Origin of the sequence: Legionella yabuuchiae (assembly GCF_900640115.1) — a bacterium.
Lineage (GTDB): Bacteria > Pseudomonadota > Gammaproteobacteria > Legionellales > Legionellaceae > Legionella_A > Legionella_A yabuuchiae.
On the sequence record NZ_CAAAIW010000017.1, the window covers coordinates 1 to 19,602 of the forward strand.

A 19,602-nucleotide genomic window follows, 5' to 3' on the forward strand; every position below is an offset into this window, starting at 1 on the left:
CTCGCTTTTTAAAATGCGGCAGGACAAAAAATAAAGGCGCCTAAAAACACGCATTTTGAAAGATTACGGGTATACTTCTCTTTTCACTCAATGATTACTTGCGAAAGCGGATGAGTCCATATACGTTGCTTAGGTCTGATCGAAACAAAGAAGCTTAGTGATGCCAGAGATCTGTTATTCCGAATTGTATCTATGCTCATTAAAATGGTGAGCTCTGCCCATTAAAAAACCGGGCAAGGGCACGGGCACGTATTAGCGCAGTGGTTTTTTGTCCGGTATGAAGTAACGTTGGTTAGAATCCTAAGATTGGTTTTGTGCTATACTAAGTGCGCTTCCTACTACTGTTGCGATGTGTTCTGATTTTCGCCATAATTGCGACTTTATATTGATTTTAACGTGAAGGTGCCCCGTGGATACACTTGAGAAAATTAAACAGCAAATTTCGGATAACGCTATAATTATTTATATGAAAGGCAGCCCCAAAATGCCACAGTGTGGTTTTTCTGCGCGGGCTGTGCAATGCATTAATGCGTGTGGTGTTGATTTTGCCTATGTTGATGTGTTAGCGAATCCAGATATTCGACAAACACTACCACAATATGCCGACTGGCCGACGTTTCCTCAGCTTTATGTCAAAGGGGAATTAATTGGCGGATCGGACATTATTGCTGACATGTACGAACAAGGTGAGTTAGAGGCCTTATTACGAGAAGCGGTGAGTGCCTAATCTTAATTTATTGATGGAGAAAAAACATGAGCGTTTTAGTTGGACGAAAAGCCCCTGATTTTACAGTCCCTGCCGTATTAGGGAACGGTGAAATCGTTGAAAAATTTAATTTATATGAAGCAATAAAAGGCAAATATGGCTTAATCTTCTTTTATCCGTTGGATTTTACTTTTGTTTGTCCTTCCGAATTAATTGCTTTAGATCATCGTATGGATGAATTTAAAAGCCGCAATGTAGAAGTGATTGCTGTATCAATTGACTCCCAATTTACACATAACGCTTATCGCAATACCTCCGTTAAAGAAGGCGGTATTGGACCTGTTAAATACACCATGGTGGCTGACGTTACTCATAGCATTTGCCAGTCCTATGGCGTTGAACATCCTTTGGCGGGCGTGGCTTTCCGTGGCGCTTTTGTCATTGATAAAGACGGTAATGTTCGCTCTCAAATCGTGAATGACTTACCCATTGGTCGCAATGTGAATGAAATTTTACGAATTGTTGATGCGGTTCAGTTCTTTGAAGAACAAGGCGAAGTATGCCCTGCCGGTTGGGAGAAAGGTAAGCCTGGAATGAAAGCGTCTCCTGAAGGGGTAGCGGATTATTTATCCAGCCATTCCGATAAGCTTTAACAATTAGAAACGTTCTTATAAAACCTGATTCCCGCGAAGGCTGGAATCAGGTATCTTGCCTAATGGTTGAGTTGATTCCCACCTTCGGGAATCCATAAACTCACGGTGGCACTTATGCCTTTGAGGACGAAAACGTATCAAGACCAAGGCATCGGCAGCGATTGACGATGTTGCAAAATAACTCGGCTGTTTTCTTTGCATCATAGATCGCTGAATGTGCTTCATTCATATTAAACTCTATTCCTGCAGCCTTTACTGCCTTGGCCAGAACCGTTTGGCCATAAATTAATCCTGATAAAGTGGCTGTATCAAAACATGTAAAGGCGTGAAAAGGCGATTTTAACCCAGCCCGTTTGATCGCTTCCTTTACAAACAGCAAATCAAACCAAGCGTTATGTCCCACCAACACAGCGCGCTGGCAGTGGAATTGTTTTAAAGCACTTTGAATCGGCGTAAACAAGCGTTGAAGCGCTGTTTTTTCATCCACGGCAAATCGTAGAGGCTGATAGGGATCAATGCCGGTAAATGCCAATGACTCAGGATCTAATTCCGCATGTTCAAAAGGCAGTATATGCTCAAAATAACTTTCCTTGGGTTGAAGTTGCCCCTCTTCATCGGCCTCCAACAATACAACGCACATTTCTAATAGCGCATGACGGCTTGGCTCAACGCCAGCGGTTTCAACATCAACCACAACAGGTAAAAATCCGCGAAACCGATCCTTAATATATGGCGCTGAGTGTCTTTGTTTAGAATTCATGGACGCTCCAATTTAACGACTCACCGGCTAAAACAGGCACAATCACATCGCTTCCAAGGGGAAGCGTTTCTGGAATACTTTGTTGCTCTTGTCTTAGTTCAATGCGCTCATCATTGGGAGGTAAATGATAAAAGTCTGCGCCAAATCGGCTCATGAAATCATTCAGTTTAGGGAGACAATCCTGTTGGTCGAATACATGAGTATACATGGCTAAGGCATAAGGCGCAGAATATATACCAGCACAGCCACAGGCGCTTTCCTTATGGCTTCGTTCATGGGGAGCACTATCCGTTCCTGCAAAAAACTTTGGATTTCCACTCACTGCAGCTTGTTGCAAGGCGACTTGGTCTGCTTCTGATTTTAAAATAGGAAGGCAATAATAATGAGGTCTGATGCCCCCAGCTAACAATTGATTGCGATTAAACATTAAATGATGGGGGGTAATCGTTGCTGCAACGGTTTCAGGTGCTTGTGATACAAACTCTACAGCGACCGAGGTAGAAATATGTTCCAAAACAACGCGAAGTTTGGGAAAGTTTTTTAAAAGTGGTTTTAAGTACTGTTCAATAAACTGCGCTTCGCGCTCAAAGATATCTCCGCTGGTTACTTCGCCATGAATTTGCAACACCAAGTCATTGTCCTGCATAACTTCAAAATGGGAATATAACCCCTTAATTGATTTTGCCCCCGCTTCAGCGTTGGTGGTCGCACCAGCAGGATAGAGTTTTGCCCCTAAAATATAGGGCGTTGTTCTCGCTTGCTGGAGCTCCCTTAAGTCGACCGTTTCATTTAAATAAAAGGTCATATAAGGCACAAAGGATTCGGCTTTATTCGCAGCAAGAATGCGGTCACGATAAGATAAAATAGATTTAATTGAGGTCAAGGGCGGTTTCAAATTTGGCATCACTAGAGCGCGCCCGAAATGTGCGGCGGTTGCAGGGACCGTATTGTAAAGCCTATCCTGATCGCGAAAGTGTACATGCCAATCATCGGGGCGAGTAAGTTCTAGACTGCGCACAACGATTCCTCTGTTACATTAATTTAGAAATTATAGAATATCATGAATTTTATTCCTCAGCAGGCTTGTGGCGAAATTTCCAGTGATCTTTCCATTGAGGGTTCAGCAGTTAAGTTTGTACCGTTTAGTCCCTCTTGCCTTGTTGAGATAGGCTAGGGTGAGAACAGTTCAACGCTTCTTATCTCTAGTAAACAATTGACAATTCCAAAGCATATCTAAATAATCCCCCTCACAAAGCCTCTTACGTGACCAAAAGGAGAATAAGGATTATGAAACGCAGTAAAATTGCTTTGGCTTTATGGGCGCTCACCAGCAGCGTAGTCTCTGCAGGAACCATGGGACCTGCCTGCACCGCAGAAGATGTAACCATTCCATGCCACGTGCATGGCTGGGATTTCGGGGCAAAAGCGCTTTATTTACAACCGAGTTATAATGGCGATTTCAGCCTCACAAACTTCACCAACGCGTCAAACTTTACAACGTATAATACCTTGATCCCGGGATGGAGTTTGGGGTTTATGTTTGAAGGTTCTTATCATTTTGGCAGCGGCAAAGACGTCAATTTAAACTGGTATCACCAAGGGAATACCAGAACCTATAGCGAACTAACAGAAACAGCCGCGAGTCCAGAGACCCTTGCCGTTGAACTGCGGCATAAATGGGATGCTGTCAATGCTGAGTTTGGACAGCAGGTGGATTATGGCGAGCATAAAAACATTCGCTTCCATGGCGGCGCTCAATACGCACGCATTAATCATAATATCTATTATAATTCTGCAATTACAATCCCGGCCGATACGATATTCATGCGCTTTAAAGGCTTTGGCCCACGTGCGGGCTTAGATATGAGCTACGATTGGAGAAATGGGTTGGCGGTATATGCGAAAACCGCTGCTGCCGTGTTAGCGGGTTCTAGTGATTATCGTACGCTAACTCTAGGCCTCATTGCCCAAGCAGGTGGTTCAGGTGCCTCAACGAACATCATTGTGCCAGAGCTTGAAGGAAAATTAGGACTTACTTATAGCTGTTCTCTGGCACAAGGGGATTTATCGTTAGACGCGGGCTACATGTGGCAAAATTATTTTAATGCCCAAACCGTCTTGTTAACGCCTACCTCAGGCATGGGTCAATCAACCAATTACGGCTTGCAAGGCCCTTATCTCGGAATCAAATACATTGGATATATTTAATTCAAAAAGCAGGCTAAATCCTGCTAAGAACGTTTGGAATTAAACAAAAATAAATCGTTTTTGGGGTTGATTTTCTGTAAATTTTAAGCTCAAATGTATCCAGATAATCGTTTCTTAGTTGATTGATACAAACGAATCAGTTCGATCAAATAGTATCGCGGTTGTTAAAAACAAAAGCATAGGATGCTAAAAAATATAGTGTTTTTCTTGCATTTGTGTTGACAACGGCAAAATCAGGCACGATAATCGTCCCAAGTACGTTTTCGGATTAGAGCGATGATGGCGTACTGTAGTCAATACAAAGTTGTGGCTTGACGAAAAAACGGAAATTAATAATAAAAAAGTGGAGAAAAGTATGTTGAATCTGAAAAAAACAGCCGTAGCTGTTCTTGCTTTTGGTAGCAGTGTTGCCTTTGCTGGTACCATGGGTCCAGTTTGCACACCCGGTAACGTCACTGTTCCATGCGAAATGCAAGCTTGGGATGTTGGTATTCAAGCGCTTTATCTAGAACCAACTTATTCTGATGCCGCTGGCTTTTGGGCTCAATCAGTAAACGCCGCAGGCACCGCTAGAACTTTAGTTGACACAAACGCAGACTGGGAGTGGGGCTTTAAGCTGGAAGGCTCATACCACTTCAGCACGGGCAACGACCTTAACTTAAACTGGTATCACTTCAACTCCGGTGACGAACGCGCCACGTTTGCTGGCAACGTTGGTCTAACCGACGATAATGCTAGTGGTATAATCGGACTTCCTCTGACAAGCACTCAAACCGCGGTTTACAATGCTCGCTGGGATGCGGTCAATTTAGAGTTTGGTCAGCATGTGGATTTCGGTCAGTTTAAAAACATCCGCTTCCATGGTGGTGTCCAGTACGCACGCATTGAAACCAATACCACTGTAAACGGCGTAAATAATGCTGATGCTGTGGAGTTCCCAAGTGCTTCTTACTCCTTCGGTCAAGAGTCTAAATTTACAGGCTTTGGTCCTCGTGTAGGCGCTGATATGTCTTATGATTTTGGCAATGGTTTAGCCGTTTATGCTAACAGTGCTGGTGCTCTGTTGGTTGGTGATAGCGATATTACCCAAACTGTCACCACAGCAACCACTGATTTTGCTACCAATATCGTTCCAGCGACCGGCAGCAGAACCGCCATCGTTCCTGAGTTGGAAGCAAAATTAGGCGCTAAGTACACTTACGCCATGGCTCAAGGTGACTTGTCTTTAGACGTTGGTTACATGTGGGTGAACTACTTTGATGCTCAAACATTTGTTACCGCCAGCGGAGATTTTGATGACTCAAACTTCGCAATGCATGGCCCTTATGTTGGTCTGAAATGGGTAGGTTCGGTTGTTTAATTACACCCGAGCAGCACTCATTAAAACCCACCCATTGCGGTGGGTTTTTTTTTGTCCGAAATAACACTAGATTTGTTAAAAGAATTGAGTACAATGAAAGTCTGAAGGTCGTTATGCATGCCTGTTAGGAACTAAAAATAATGGAGAGGAATATGATTAATTTAAAAAAATCAGCAATCGCTATCTTTACATTAAGCAGTAGCGTTGTATTTGCTGGTACTATGGGTCCAGTTTGCACCCCCGGAAATGTTACCGTTCCATGCGAAATGCAAGCTTGGGATGTTGGTATTCAAGCGCTGTATTTGGAACCAACTTATTTCGATAGCGCTGGCTTTTTTGCTGAACAGCATAATGCTGGACACACCGCAAGAACTTTGGTTGACTCAAACCCAGACTGGGAGTGGGGATTTAAACTGGAAGGATCATACCACTTCAGCACGGGCAACGATCTTAACTTAAACTGGTATCACTTCAATTCCGGTGATAATCGTGTTGTGTTTACTGATCACGCTCATGTAATCGGACTTCCAGAAACCACCACTCAAACAATGGTTTCCAATGCGCGCTGGGATGCTGTGAATTTAGAGTTCGGGCAGCATGTTGATTTCGGTCAGTTTAAAAATATCCGTTTCCATGGTGGTGTTCAGTACGCCCGCATTGAAACTAACGTGGCTGTAAACGGCGTTAATAATGCTCAAGCTGAGCTCGCAAATGCTTCTTACAGCTTCAATCAAGAGTCTAAATTTACAGGCTTTGGTCCTCGTGTAGGCGCTGATATGTCTTATGATTTTGGCAATGGTTTGGCTGTATATGCTAACGGCGCGGGTGCCTTGTTAGTCGGTGATAGCGACATTACGCAAAGCGTGATTACAGCTACTAATGCGTTTGATTTTCTTTCAGCGACTGGCAGCAGAACCGCAGTTGTTCCTGAGTTAGAAGCAAAATTAGGTGCTAAGTACACCTACGCGATGGCTCAAGGTGATTTGTCTTTAGACGTTGGTTACATGTGGGTGAACTACTTTGATGCGCAAACATTTTCTACCATAGGCGGAGATTTTGATGACTCAAACTTCGCAGTGCATGGCCCTTATGTTGGTCTGAAATGGGTTGGTTCGGTTGTTTAATTACACCTGAGCAACACTCATTAAAACCCACCCGTTGCGGTGGGTTTTTTTTGTCCGAAATAACACTAGATTTGTTAAAAGAATTAAGTACAATGAAGGTTTGAATGCCTTTAAGCATGTGTGTTAGGAACTAAAAATAATGGAGAGGAATATGTTTAATTTAAAAAAATCAGCAATCGCTATCTTTACATTAAGTAGTAGCGTTGCATTTGCTGGTACAATGGGGCCGATTTGCACCCCTGATCCTGTAACCGTGCCTTGTGAGCGTTCTGCATGGGATATCGGCATACAAGCTTTATATTTGCAACCCTCTTTTAGCGATGAGCCTAACAATTTTATAGGGTACTTTCTATCACCTTTCCAAACTTCCCGTACGTTGGTCGATAATGATGGACGATGGGGATGGGGATTTAAGTTAGAAGGTTCTTATCATTACAACACCGGAAATGATGTCAATCTTAACTGGTATCATTTAAATGATAATACACAAACCCGTTCTCTTCCTGTAAATTATGTGGCCTTCGGAGGCCTACCCGCTGCTAACGCCGAAACCGCCTATACTCAAAGTCCGAAATGGGATGCCGTCAATCTCGAGCTCGCTCAAACCATCAATTATGGCCACTGGGTTAATGTTCGCGTCCATGGTGGCGCTCAGTATGCTCGTTTACAGGCTGATATTAGCTACCTTGGCGAGAATGAGGATGATACTGGCTATAGCTTTGGTCAATCCAGTACCTATAATGGCTTTGGTGCCAGGACTGGAGTTGATGTCGCTTATGATATGGGTAAAGGCCTAAATATATACACCAAAGCCGCAACTGCAATTTTATTTGGTAAAAGCAAGATAACCCAACAATTTTCTTCATCTGCTGGAGCCTTTGTGCCAGCAAGAGGCAGTAGAACGGTTGTGGTTCCTGAATTGGAAGGCAAATTAGGGTTAAATTATAATCACCCATTAGCAAACGGACTATTAACCATCGACGGAGGCTATATGTGGGTTAATTATTTCGATGCTTTAACTACCATTTCTTTAGATGATTCTAATTTTGCCCTCAATGGCCCCTACTTTGGTTTAAAATGGGTCGGATCTGTCGCTTAAGTCGCATTTAAATTTCAGGGTTGGCAGTCCCAACCCTGAAATCACTCGTTTGTGTTTTAGCAATGCATGTGCTGACTTGTACAAGTGCAATTAAATACTAGGCCTGACATATACAAAAAATTAGCTAAAAAAACAGAGTAGTACAGAGAAAAAATTGTTATTTACTTGATTTTGATGAAATTTTCTGTTTAGGTAAGGTCGCTTAAAACATTTCAAAACTTTAAGCACTGTGCGATATCTTTATTTACCAATGGGTACAGTAGGTTATTGGATAATTTATAACATGGAGAAAGGAATGTTTAGTTTCAAAAAAACACTTTTGACGACGCTTATTTTGAGTAATTGCGTAAGTTATGCAGGAACAATGGGTCCAGTTTGCCAACCTGGTGATGTGACTGTTCCATGTGAACGTACAGCTTGGGATATAGGTATACAAGCGTTGTATTTAAGAACCACGTATAGCGATAATTTAAGTTGGTCAGGTAGTAATACCACTAATATAGGCAATGTGGAAACTTCTCGTTCTGTTGAAAATGCGCCTGATTGGACCTGGGGATTTAAATTAGAAGGTTCTTATCACTTTAATACAGGAAATGATATAAATTTGAACTGGTATCATTTAGATAAAAAAACAGCCACCCATACTCTGAGCGATTTAACACAGAGAGAAGAGGATGAGGTTATTATTAATGAACGCGATGTGCAAACCGTTTCTTTTTCTCCTAGATGGGATGCAGTAAATCTTGAATTTGGGCAACACGTTGATCTAGGCGTATTTAAGAATGTTCGTCTTCATGGTGGTGTGCAGTACGGACATATAAAAACTGAACTTACCACTTTTGAGAGAAATAGTAATGGTGAGCGAACTACGACGCAACTTGAGCAAACTTATGATGGCTTCGGTCCTCGAATTGGTAGTGATTTGTTTTATAATTTAAATTCCCACTTCGCGGTGTATGCTAAAGGCGCAACTGCATTACTAATTGGGAAAGCTGATTTTTCAAGTTCCAGTGCGAATATTCAGCCGGCACCTGAACCGGATCTGGATCCAACTGAGAGTTTTACATTTAGCTCCGGGAGCAAAACAGCTTTAGTTCCTGAACTGGAAGCAAAACTGGGGTTACAATATAACGTTGCCTTAACTCAAGGAGAACTTACTCTTGATTTAGGCTACATGTGGGTGAATTACTTCCAAGTTCTAGCTACACTAGAAGGAAGTGATACCTACTCTGATTCAAACTTCGGCTTGCATGGGCCTTATTTTGGACTTAAATGGGTAGGTTCTATCGCCTAGTTTTTTGCTCCTACTCCACTTTTTAACCTCGTACACGGTACGGGGTTTTTTATTCGTTTAAACTAGCTAGTTCATAGTCTTTAACACCCTTTGTTTAGCCTTCTATTTCGCTAGTATCTCTCGCTTAGGTTCTATATAATTCATCGCGAAGTAAAAAAAATAAACAGGAGTCTCTCTCATGAAGCATAAAGCTCTTATTGTGGCCATGGCCGTTTGTTCCTTCCAGCTGTTGGCTGCCACTGATAAAGAGCAATTGCAGCTTGAAGTTCAGCGCTTAAAGCAACAAACTCAAGCACTGCAGTCGCAAATTGAACATTTAAATCGCAAGATCAACCAAACTACTAAACGCCAAAACACTCATCTTGCTCAGGCGACAAAGACCTCATCGAATACTCGCGTTCTTGCTTCCAACTCAACGTCCAAACGAACCCCAACCCCTGCAGAGCCGATCCACAGTAGTGCGGTGACCGTGCATGCGTTTGACGAGCATCCAGAATCATTAGGGTTTTATCCAACGGCATTAATTGCTGATCACCAGGTAGTCACTTATATCGCAGGAACACCGATTGTGGCTTCACCGTTTTTGGGAAGTCGTCCTGCATTTGATGGCTCCGATTATATTGTAAACATCTCGAGCATTAACCGTGATGTTCGTTTGATGCAACAGCGACGGCGGATGTATCATGCGTATGAAGCATTAGGTTATCCAGCCCCTGATTTGCCGATTATTGCGTTAAGTGGCGCAGTCGTGCCTTCGGGCTCAATAGGTCGCACTTACTTTCGTAACACGACTTCGGACTGGACACTTGGTACCAGCGAGATGGACGTGGCAGCGGCTCTGAATAACATGGTTGAGGGATACATGGCGTTGGCTTACGATGATACGCCTCCTTTGGCCAACCGTCAGCGGGTTTCGAACGCTTCTGTCTTTTTGAATATGGGTTTTGTGAATATCGGCAACTTGGATAAAAGCCCTTTTTATTTTACGGCGGGGCAATTATTCGTTCCTTTTGGCCGTTTTTCATCGGCCATGATCAGCGCACCCTTGACCATGATGTTAGCCCGTACCAAAGAGCGACCATTTATTCTTGGTTATAAATCTCAAACCTCAACTGGGCCTTTTGCAGCAATTTATGGCTTTAAGGGCGATACAACACTTGGAGGCTCGGGTGTTGGAGGCATAAATTGGGGTTATGTGTTTGGCCGCGGTGATGTGTCTGGAGAAGTTGGAGCAGGCGTTATGAGCTCGATTAACGATTCATCAGGCATGCAGTTTACAGGCTCAGTCCCAGGCACAACGTTTGGTGGATTTGCATCGATCACCAACGGTAATGAAGCGGTCAAGAAAATACCAACCGTCGATGTTCATGGAAATATCAGCATAGACCGCTATAATTTTACCGCAGAATGGGTAGGAACAACCCGTCGTTTTAGACCACAAGACTTGAGCTTTAATGGTCGAGGCGCTAGTCCCCAAGCCGCTCAACTTGAGGCAGGCGTTACGTTTATGGCGTTCAACAAACCCTCGTCCCTGGCGTTAGGCTACCAGTGGTCAAAAAATGCGTTGGCTTTAAATATTCCAAAACAGCGAATCAACGGCGTCTTTAATACCTCGATTTGGAAGGACACGGTCGAAAGCATTGAGTTTCGTCATGACATCGATTACAAGAGTAATCAATTTGCTAATGGTGCAGCTCCTGCTGGTGTAACTAATGTCAATACCGTTGGTACTGGAAAATCCGCAGATACCTTGCTGGCCCAAATTGGGGTTTATTTCTAGCGGCAAATCATCATAGCCGAAACGCTCTGTCTTTTCGGCTCAAACAAACGTTTTGTAAAACACAGCCTAATGTTTTGATTGAATCGAGCCGGCGACAGAGGCTAGATCATTTCTCTATCCAGGACAAACAAATCTGTACTCTCTAGATAGCCACACAAGCTTCGCTGGTTTGCAATGACGGTAGGTCTTTGAAATTGTGCTATCTTTATAACAGTGAGCCAATTAAAGGGAAGTTTGTCTATGTCAGTCGTCCCACAATTCATATCATTGAACCAATTAGTACCGCGATCGATTTTTATTTTCTTATTTCTTTTTCTACTGCTGCAAAACGCGTTCGCGACGAAAGTGCTTAAACTTCAAGTATCGGGTGGCATTGGTCCTGCTACAGCAGATTATTTAGTCCGTGGGATTGATAAGGGTCAAAACGCAGCGTTGATCATAATTCAACTGGATACTCCAGGAGGGCTTGTTAAATCCACAAGACAAATTGTTAAAGCCATCCTTACCTCTCGTACGCCTATCGTAACCTACGTGGCCCCAAGTGGCGCACGCGCCGCCAGTGCGGGAACCTTTCTATTGTATGCAAGCACCATTGCGGCTATGGCGCCAGGCACGCATCTAGGTGCAGCAAGCCCGGTGGATTTAATGGGCGGCGGGGGCGATAAGGCGGAGGGTAAAAAGAATCAATCGATTATGGAAAAAAAAATGACCAGTGATGCTGTGGCCTATATTCGTTCTCTAGCACAGCTTCGTGGTCGTAATGCAGAATTTGCAGAAAAAGCTGTTCTTGAAGCAGCAACGCTTACGGCGACAGAAGCTCTGAAGGGAGGAGTGATTAATCTGATCGCAAAAGATACCAACGCGCTGCTCACCAAACTGGATGGAACCATGGTCAAGCAAGATGGTCGTGAAATTAAACTTAATTTAAACAATCCTGAAATCGAAACCTTACAACCAGATTGGCGAATGAGGATTTTGTTAGTCATTGCCGATCCAACGATTGCCTATATGCTTCTCTTGTTAGGAATTTACGGCATATTTTTCGAATTAGTTAATCCAGGATTTATTGCTCCTGGTGTCATTGGTGCAGTAGCTCTCGTAATGGCACTGTACGCATTGCAGTTACTCCCGGTAAATTACGCAGGGTTAGCGCTTATTGTGCTGGGTATAATTTTTGTGGTGGCAGAAGCATTTGCCCCGAGTTTTGGGGCTTTAGGATTTGGTGGGACGATTGCGTTTATTGTGGGCTCCATTCTATTAATTGATACTGAGCAGCAAACCTATCAAATTGCTTGGTCTGCCATATGGGCAATGGCTGCCGCGAATGTCATCGTATTTGTGGTATTGTTGGGTATGGCCATTAAAGCCAGACGTGAACCTGTACAGCATGGCACCAAAGCGCTCATTGGGGCAAAGGGACGGACGCTGGATACGATTGATCCAGAGGGGCAAGCGGTGATTCGAGGCGAAATCTGGCGTATTCGCGCACAAAAACCAATCCCTGCCGATAAGCCTATTGAAGTCATTGATGCCGATGGACTAACTCTGGAAGCGAAAGAAATAAAAGGAGATTAATATGGGTGCGTTTTTAGGGGTTTTAGCCGTAATTTTGTTTTTTCTCGTGGTGTCCATGTTTAAGGTTCTTAGAGAATATGAGCGAGGGGTTGTGTTTATGCTGGGTCGATTTTGGCGGGTTAAGGGGCCAGGTCTGGTGATCCTTATTCCCATTGTGCAGCAAATTGTACGCGTGGATTTACGAACCGTGGTGATGGATGTTCCTAGCCAAGATGTGATTTCACGCGATAACGTCTCGGTTCGGGTTAATGCGGTCTTATATTTCAGGGTGGTTGAGCCGAAAAACGCAATTATTCAAGTTGAAAACTATTTCGAAGCCACCAGTCAGTTGGCACAAACCACACTGCGGTCGGTGCTTGGCCAACATGAGTTGGATGAAATGCTTGCTGAACGTGAGCGATTAAATAGCGATGTCCAAAAAATCCTTGATTCGCAAACGGATGGTTGGGGAATTAAAGTATCCAACGTGGAAATTAAACACGTCGATCTGGACGAAAGTATGATTCGAGCCATAGCCAAACAAGCAGAAGCGGAACGGGATAGACGAGCCAAAGTGATTCATGCAGAAGGCGAATTGCAAGCTTCTGAAAAATTATCTCAAGCGGCAGAGGTCTTAGCGAAACACCCGCAAGCCATGCAGCTTCGCTATTTGCAAACTTTATCGGGAATAGCAAGCGGCAATAATGCCTCCACGATCGTCTTTCCCATGCCCATGGAGCTTGGCGAATTTCTAGGTCGTATCGTAACACCAAAAGAGTAACTCGGTTTTCGCCTGGATGAAGCCAACGGTGTAATTCAAGAGGTATGGCACAGAACTTGGCTTTCCTTCCTACCTGGAATATGGTAAAACGTATTGGTTTTTCGTTTATCAGGGGAGAAAGTAACTATGGCGCTGAAGTCCGATCGTTGGATAGAAATGATGGCTATGGAACACGGTATGATCTCCCCTTATCAGCGAGGACAGGTCAGAGAGTGTGAAGGAAATAAAATTATTTCTTACGGCGTTTCAAGTTATGGGTATGACGTTCGATGTTCCAATGAGTTTAAAATATTTACAAATATTAACTCGGCGATTGTGGATCCCAAAGCGTTTGATGAAAACAGCTTTGTCGATGTGCAATCCGATGTATGCATCATCCCGCCAAATTCGTTTGCATTAGCGAGAACCGTCGAATACTTTCGCATTCCCCGTAATGTTCTTACTATCTGCCTTGGCAAATCGACCTATGCTCGTTGTGGAATCATTGTGAATGTCACGCCCTTAGAGCCTGAATGGGAAGGGCATGTGACATTAGAATTTTCAAACACCACACCATTGCCTGCTAAAATTTATGCGAATGAAGGGGTTGCTCAAATGGTTTTCCTAGAGTCCGATGAAGTTTGTGCGGTGTCTTATCGCGATAGAAGTGGAAAATACCAGGGGCAGACGGGGGTAACCCTACCAAGAACCTAAATCCGATCAAAGAAGATGATAACCCCTTAATCTTCTTTGATCGGCATTTCTTTTCGAGAAGCATCTACTCGCTCCCGTAATTCTTTTCCTGGTTTAAAGTGAGGGCTGTATTTCGCTTCGGTCACCACTTTTTCTCCAGTCTTTGGGTTATGCGCATTACGGGGCGGACGGTAATGCAAAGAAAAACTCCCAAAACCGCGAATTTCAATGCGATCGCCTTCAATGAGTGCGTTACTCATTAGATTAAGAATGTAATTGACGCCTTCAGAGACCTTTTTTTCTGGAAGATGAGTCATTTCCGCTGCGATGTTATCAATTAACTCTGATTTAATCATATCCACCTCGTTTAGCCACTTGGTCCAATACCAACAAATACAACAGGTGATTGTTCGCAATCTGTTTCACGTAAACTGCTTAATGTGCAGCGATTTGAGCAGCCATCCCTTTTTAGACATTACGTTATTAGTATAGACCGCTTAAGAAATTATTCAATGTTATCAACCGACTGGGTTTCCATTAACCGGATCATGAAGCGCATTTCGTTAATTGATTTTGCGATAAATATAAGCCTGTACGATTCCCCAGCTCATTTGAATAGGGTTCTTGTATAAGAGACAAAAGCGAGATGTGTCTAATGGTTTGCTGGTTGTGATGACGATGGTGTTTTCTTTTACCATGGAAAGCCGTTGGCTTAATTGCTGCCAGACTGGACCTATAAAAGAGGTAGCATTGATAAAAATCAGGGTTGCATTGCTAAAGTCGACGTCTATGAAATTTTGGTTGATCAATCTTACTCGCGCTGCTCGAGCATGATATTCGGGACGTTTTTTTAAACGCTCGCGCTGCACGAGTGCGGCTTGGTGTAAGGCTGTAAACAATTCAACCCCAATACTTTGTTTTACTCCAAATACCATTGCACAAGCGAGTACTGCTTTACCCGTACCGCTTCCTAAATCGTAAAAAATGGTATCTTCACAGGGATTGACCAAGCACAGCAGTGCTATGAAGGAAAGAAAGTTAATTTCACCATAGACATAGTCTAAGGAATCCTGATTGCTTCTTGCTTTCTTGGATATAATAAAACCGTTAACCTCTTCATATAAGTCATTAAAAGCGTTTTCATGATGTTTTAAACGAAGCTTATGCTGCCAGCGGATATACTTCACCCACGCAATGACGTGAGGTAAAACAAGTATTGACAACATGACCAGCATTAAAAGAATGCTGATCATGACCTGAGTTACGTTTATTATATCCACATAAGCGCTCTTATACTTTTTGAGTTCCTTGCTCTCCAAGGATTTTAACCTTCTCCTGGTAGGTTAATTTGGACCAGGCATTCATCAATAGTTTTCCAGCGCCGCGCTCATTGACCGCACGCTCATGCGTTTCCCAAGGAAATTCGTCACTAACATAAAGACCAATAGCAAAGGCTGTGACGAGGGTGGTCATAAAAGTTAAAGCTACCGTGCGCCATTGAAATCGCGCAAGAAGCTTATTGCTGATGCGAATGGCATGAGAGGCTGACATTTCAACTTTCTGACAACTTTCATTAGCAATGCGTGCAAACTGCTTAACATCGTAGTGAGAGAGTTGACCATTCATGGATTCCAGCGCTTTGGTACTGTGTTCTGATAGTTGTTCGACCGCCGCTTTGCTTAAGTCCTTTAGTTCAACGTTACAATCAGAAAGTTCTTTTAACACACTGGCTTTCGTTTCTTTCATAGCCTGTAAATATTCCTGGGCCTGTTTTAAGGCGTTATCGGTCGTTAAGCGAAATTTGGACAAACCAGCGGCTGTGAACATTTCTTGGACGGATTCAAGTTCAACTTGTAGGGCTTGTAGCTGTTGTTGAAAGGTGGTTTGGTGGGCGAGTGCTTTTTGCTCAATTTCATGACGCCATTCGAGCATTTTGGTTTCAGCCAGCTCAAAATAAGCGATAAATTCACCCGTTCTCCTGAGTAACTCTTTTAATCGTGCAATGTCTTGCTCATCTAACTGCTCCATGTGGCCTCCTTGATGACTCATGTCGCATTTGGGTTTAGGTGTTTACGCTAAACCGCTCTTAGCAATCTTTTACATCACGTCAAAACCACATGATGTACTCCCGCATCGTAACTCCATTTTGATTTGGGAATTTAACTGCTACAGTTGATTATACCGAAGATAGTTCAAAATGCGATATTTATACCCGTGATCGTTCAAAATGCGTGATTTATGCGTTTTTCTTTTTCGACCTGCCGCATTTTAAAGCGCTCGCATTTTGAACGATCACGGGTATATAAACTCAATAGACTTACAATCCGGTTTAGGACAATAAAATGATAAAACAATTTCTCTTAATAACACTGGCCGTGTTTGGATTATTTTTGTTGTTGACCTATATTTGGCAACGAAGCCTAATTTATTTACCGATAAAAAAAGCGCCTAAGTTATCGGAATTTCATGCCGAAGATATGCAAGAAGTTCAAATAACTACAGCCGATGGCTTGTCCTTACTTTCCTGGTATAAGCCCGCACAAAACGATAGACCGACCTTTTTATATCTCCATGGCAACGCTGGTCATATTGGTTATCGTGTTCCTTTAATCCGAGATTATATGAATGAAGGATATGGCGTGTTTTTATTAGAATATCGTGGCTATGGCGGCAATCCGGGTCAACCCACGGAGCAAGGGTTGTATGAGGATGGTCGCGCGGCTATCAATTATTTGCTGCAACAAGGTGTTAAGCCAAGCCGCATTGTTTTATTTGGTGAATCTTTAGGAACTGGGGTTGCAACCAAGATCGCAACCGAACAACAAGTATGTGCGGTTATTTTACAATCTCCATTTACCTCTCTGGTTGAATTAAGCCGTTATCACTACCCTTGGATTGTTTTAAAACCCTGGGATCGTTTTGAGTCTCTGAGTCGCATTGATGCCATCAACGCCCCAATTCTTGTTGCCCATGGAAAACAGGATCATATTGTTCCCTTCAAACAAGGTATAGCTATTTATGAACAAGCGAAAGAACCCAAAAAGATGATTGTTCTTGAACGGGGCCATAATGATTTATGGAGTCATGCTTATTCAAAACAAGTTCATGCCTTTGTTAACCGGCATTGCAGTTAAACTCTACAAGGTTAATATTTCCTTAATTTAAATTTTTTAAAATGGAGGGAAGAGAAACAAAAGGAGTTCATTATGGCTTCCACGCCAAGCACTCAACGACCATATACAGGGGTGCGCTTTTTTAACAGTGGATTAAATTATCGCCCGCCTGGTGCTCAGAGCACTAACACTGCGGTTTGGGTGAATGTTGGCGAATATGATAGCGCATTTCGTGCGTTGGCAGCAGCGGTGATTGATCGCACTTTAAGTGATCAATCAATCCCTGAAGAGGTTCTAAAGACCCTACTCAGTAAACATTTTAAATTGTTTCCTGATCAAAAAGCTGGCAATCACGGTTTATTAACCGTTTCAGAGCGCATGCAGCAGTTGTTAAAGCAGGTCAGCCTATCGGTTTTGTTACAAACGCTGGCATTCACGCTTCGCCAAATCGCAGTCGATGAACTGTGTCGTGAACCAGAAACGTACCCGTTGGCTTTCGTCAATGGAAATCGTCCGAAATCCCTCTCAGTCATGCGACACCCAGAAACGCACCTTGGTGAGCACGCTATTGTTGCGCTCTCTCACGCCCTAAACTGTGCGATCCAAGTGTCGGTGGTTGAACCTGACAAGTCGTTGCCATTGAAGATTCGCTATGATGGTCAGACGAATGTAACACTGTCTTTACAACGTCAGGGTGATGTCTATATGCCCTATCTCAAACAGACCGAGCGGTTTAAGCAAGCCTTGCAATATACGCGCAATGTAGAATTAGAGCATTTAATAGAGAATGAAGAAGAAATCGATGTGAAGCAATTGATCCAACGTGCGGGTCAAGAAATTGAACAAATTTATACCACCTATCATCATACTTCTAATAACCTTAAAGTGATGTTTGACGCGCGTGAGCTGACTCAGGATGACTTATTGGCGATTTATCTAGCCTGTATTCAACCCGAATCGAATACTATGAAGTATTCAGGCACCGAATACGGAAATCAAGCGTTTTTCACGGCAATTAGTGCAGCAAGAAGTGGCACTATGCCTGTGGCAGAATCACCAAGAATCAATCAAAATGCAGAGCTGATTCATGGTATTGCTATGGCGGTGAGCTTTGAGCAAACTTCGCTTGAAGCGGCTTTTGAAGTCCTCGAACAACAGCAGCCCGAGGCTCGAGTCGGCCATCGGATGTAATATACCCGTAATCTTTCAAAATGCGTGATTTATGCTTTTTCTTTTTCGCCCTGCCGCATTTTAAAAAACTCGCAAGGGAATGAGCCATTACTCGCTTTTTAAAATGCGGCAGGACAAAAAATAAAGGCGCCTAAAAACACGCATTTTGAAAGATTACGGGTATATACCCGTGATCGTTCAAAATGCGTGATTTATGCTGTTTCTTTTTCGCCCTGCCGCATGTTAAAAAACTCGCAAGAAAATGAGCCATTACTCGCTTTTTAAAATGCGATAGGACAAACAATAAAGGCGCCTAAAAACACGCATTTGGAACGATCACGGGTATACATAGCCCTGTTCTTTCATCCATTCATCGTTGATGAATTTTGACATGTAATTGCGAATGGAATCAGGCAGAATAACTAGGCATTTTTGACCGGACTTTAACGTTTTTGCGGCTTGTAATGCGCCCCACATGGCGGCTCCGCTAGATCCTCCCACGAGAAGACCTTCTTCTTTGATTAAACGACGTGCCATGAGAAACGAGTCACGGTCATTGGTTTTTATGTACTGATCGATTAATTCATTGTCTAAAACATCTGGAAAGAAGTCGTAACCAATTCCCTCAACATCATAGGATTTTACTTCCGTTCCACCTCCGAGAATCGAGCCAATCGGATCAACACCAATGACTTGAATGCTGGGGTTATGTTCTTTTAAGCGTTTTGCAAGTCCGGTAATGGTGCCGCCGGTTCCAACCCCTGCCACAATCATATCTAAACTTTCGCCAAAATCATCGATGATTTCTTGGGCGGTGCCGTAATAGTGTGCGTTTGGATTTTCAGGATTTCCGTATTGATCCAAAATATGAGCGTTAGGTAGTTCTTTTTGGAGTTTTTTGGCCAGAGAGATATGACTTTCTGGGGCATCCCAAGCAGCCTCAGTGGGGGTGCGGTAAATCACAGCTCCTAACCGCTCAAGCGTCGATTGCTTTTCCTGGCTCATTTTATTAGGCATGGTGATAATGACCTTGTATCCTAATACGGCACCTGCTAACGCAATCCCAATACCGGTATTGCCAGAGGTTGGCTCAATTAAGGTATCACCGGGTTTGATTCGTCCTTCGCGCTCGGCGTTTTTAACCATCGCATAGCCAATGCGATCTTTTACGGAACCGCCGGGATTAAAATACTCGCATTTGGCATATAATTCACAATCGAGTTCTCTGCTTACTCGATTGATTTTCACAACCGGAGTTTTTCCAATCGTTCCTAAAATGTTGTGGTAAATCATGAAGTTCCTTATCGAGGCGTTGTTGATGCAATCAT

Annotated in this window: 19 protein-coding genes; 13 read left to right on the top strand and 6 right to left on the bottom strand. The window is 43.2% G+C overall.

The features are described from left to right. The first annotated feature begins 409 nt into the window (after window positions 1-409). Window positions 410-727, top strand: coding sequence for a Grx4 family monothiol glutaredoxin (gene grxD, locus E1O47_RS07455; RefSeq protein ID WP_133130637.1), 318 nt, complete (start codon window positions 410-412; stop codon window positions 725-727). Between the two features lie 26 nt (window positions 728-753). Further along, complete coding sequence (locus E1O47_RS07460; protein ID WP_133130638.1) at window positions 754-1,359, top strand: peroxiredoxin; 606 nt, start codon at window positions 754-756, stop codon at window positions 1,357-1,359. 112 nt (window positions 1,360-1,471) lie between these two features. On the opposite strand, the gene rnt is transcribed toward E1O47_RS07460, so the two are convergent. Next, on the bottom strand, window positions 1,472-2,119 hold the full coding sequence (gene rnt / locus E1O47_RS07465) for a ribonuclease T (protein ID WP_133130639.1): 648 nt from the start codon (window positions 2,117-2,119) through the stop codon (window positions 1,472-1,474). Continuing rightward, on the bottom strand, window positions 2,109-3,137 hold the full coding sequence (pyrC, locus tag E1O47_RS07470; RefSeq protein WP_133130640.1) for a dihydroorotase: 1,029 nt from the start codon (window positions 3,135-3,137) through the stop codon (window positions 2,109-2,111). The genes rnt and pyrC overlap by 11 nt, the downstream gene beginning before the upstream one ends. A 269-nt stretch (window positions 3,138-3,406) precedes the next feature. Here pyrC and E1O47_RS07475 point away from each other — a divergent pair, with 269 nt between their 5' ends. From E1O47_RS07475 to dcd, 9 genes are all read left to right on the top strand, one after another. Then, a complete protein-coding gene (locus tag E1O47_RS07475; RefSeq protein ID WP_133130641.1) occupies window positions 3,407-4,327 on the top strand; it encodes an Lpg1974 family pore-forming outer membrane protein in 921 nt (306 codons plus the stop codon). 355 nt (window positions 4,328-4,682) lie between these two features. Next, window positions 4,683-5,687 (top strand): Lpg1974 family pore-forming outer membrane protein, encoded by a 1,005-nt coding sequence (locus E1O47_RS07480; RefSeq protein ID WP_133130642.1) that lies wholly within the window; start codon window positions 4,683-4,685, stop codon window positions 5,685-5,687. A gap of 152 nt (window positions 5,688-5,839) precedes the next feature. Further along, a complete protein-coding gene (locus E1O47_RS07485; protein WP_133130643.1) occupies window positions 5,840-6,811 on the top strand; it encodes an Lpg1974 family pore-forming outer membrane protein in 972 nt (323 codons plus the stop codon). A gap of 151 nt (window positions 6,812-6,962) precedes the next feature. Then, entirely contained in the window at window positions 6,963-7,910 is a 948-nt protein-coding gene (locus tag E1O47_RS07490) for an Lpg1974 family pore-forming outer membrane protein (RefSeq protein WP_133130644.1), read from the top strand. 295 nt (window positions 7,911-8,205) lie between these two features. Further along, complete coding sequence (locus tag E1O47_RS07495) at window positions 8,206-9,204, top strand: Lpg1974 family pore-forming outer membrane protein (RefSeq protein ID WP_133130645.1); 999 nt, start codon at window positions 8,206-8,208, stop codon at window positions 9,202-9,204. A 178-nt stretch (window positions 9,205-9,382) separates the two neighbouring features. Continuing rightward, entirely contained in the window at window positions 9,383-10,984 is a 1,602-nt protein-coding gene (locus tag E1O47_RS07500) for an LbtU family siderophore porin (RefSeq protein WP_133130646.1), read from the top strand. A 240-nt stretch (window positions 10,985-11,224) separates the two neighbouring features. After that, window positions 11,225-12,559 carry an NfeD family protein gene (locus E1O47_RS07505; protein ID WP_133130647.1) on the top strand — a complete coding sequence of 445 codons (1,335 nt, stop codon included), beginning with the start codon at window positions 11,225-11,227 and terminating at the stop codon, window positions 12,557-12,559. 1 nt (window position 12,560) lies between these two features. Beyond that, on the top strand, window positions 12,561-13,319 hold the full coding sequence (locus E1O47_RS07510; RefSeq protein ID WP_133130648.1) for a slipin family protein: 759 nt from the start codon (window positions 12,561-12,563) through the stop codon (window positions 13,317-13,319). A gap of 126 nt (window positions 13,320-13,445) precedes the next feature. Next, the gene (gene dcd, locus E1O47_RS07515; RefSeq protein ID WP_133130649.1) at window positions 13,446-14,012 is read left to right on the top strand and encodes a dCTP deaminase; all 567 of its coding nucleotides are present in this window, start codon (window positions 13,446-13,448) and stop codon (window positions 14,010-14,012) included. Window positions 14,013-14,038: 26 nt separating this feature from the next. On the opposite strand, the gene E1O47_RS07520 is transcribed toward dcd, so the two are convergent. From E1O47_RS07520 to E1O47_RS07530, 3 genes are all read right to left on the bottom strand, one after another. Beyond that, entirely contained in the window at window positions 14,039-14,347 is a 309-nt protein-coding gene (locus E1O47_RS07520) for an integration host factor subunit beta (protein WP_133130650.1), read from the bottom strand. A 207-nt stretch (window positions 14,348-14,554) separates the two neighbouring features. Beyond that, a complete protein-coding gene (locus E1O47_RS07525; protein WP_133130651.1) occupies window positions 14,555-15,271 on the bottom strand; it encodes a class I SAM-dependent methyltransferase in 717 nt (238 codons plus the stop codon). Window positions 15,272-15,281: 10 nt separating this feature from the next. Continuing rightward, window positions 15,282-16,019, bottom strand: a complete 738-nt coding sequence (locus tag E1O47_RS07530; protein WP_133130652.1) for a hypothetical protein — start codon at window positions 16,017-16,019, stop codon at window positions 15,282-15,284. A gap of 314 nt (window positions 16,020-16,333) precedes the next feature. Between E1O47_RS07530 and E1O47_RS07535 the strand changes: the two genes are divergently transcribed. Both E1O47_RS07535 and E1O47_RS07540 read left to right on the top strand, forming a co-directional pair. Then, window positions 16,334-17,125: an alpha/beta hydrolase gene (locus E1O47_RS07535; RefSeq protein ID WP_133130653.1), complete on the top strand. Its 792-nt coding sequence runs from the start codon at window positions 16,334-16,336 to the stop codon at window positions 17,123-17,125. Window positions 17,126-17,197: 72 nt separating this feature from the next. Next, on the top strand, window positions 17,198-18,295 hold the full coding sequence (locus E1O47_RS07540; protein ID WP_133130654.1) for an OTU domain-containing protein: 1,098 nt from the start codon (window positions 17,198-17,200) through the stop codon (window positions 18,293-18,295). 315 nt (window positions 18,296-18,610) lie between these two features. On the opposite strand, the gene E1O47_RS07545 is transcribed toward E1O47_RS07540, so the two are convergent. Further along, window positions 18,611-19,567 carry a pyridoxal-phosphate dependent enzyme gene (locus E1O47_RS07545; protein WP_133130655.1) on the bottom strand — a complete coding sequence of 319 codons (957 nt, stop codon included), beginning with the start codon at window positions 19,565-19,567 and terminating at the stop codon, window positions 18,611-18,613. Window positions 19,568-19,602: the final 35 nt, after the last annotated feature.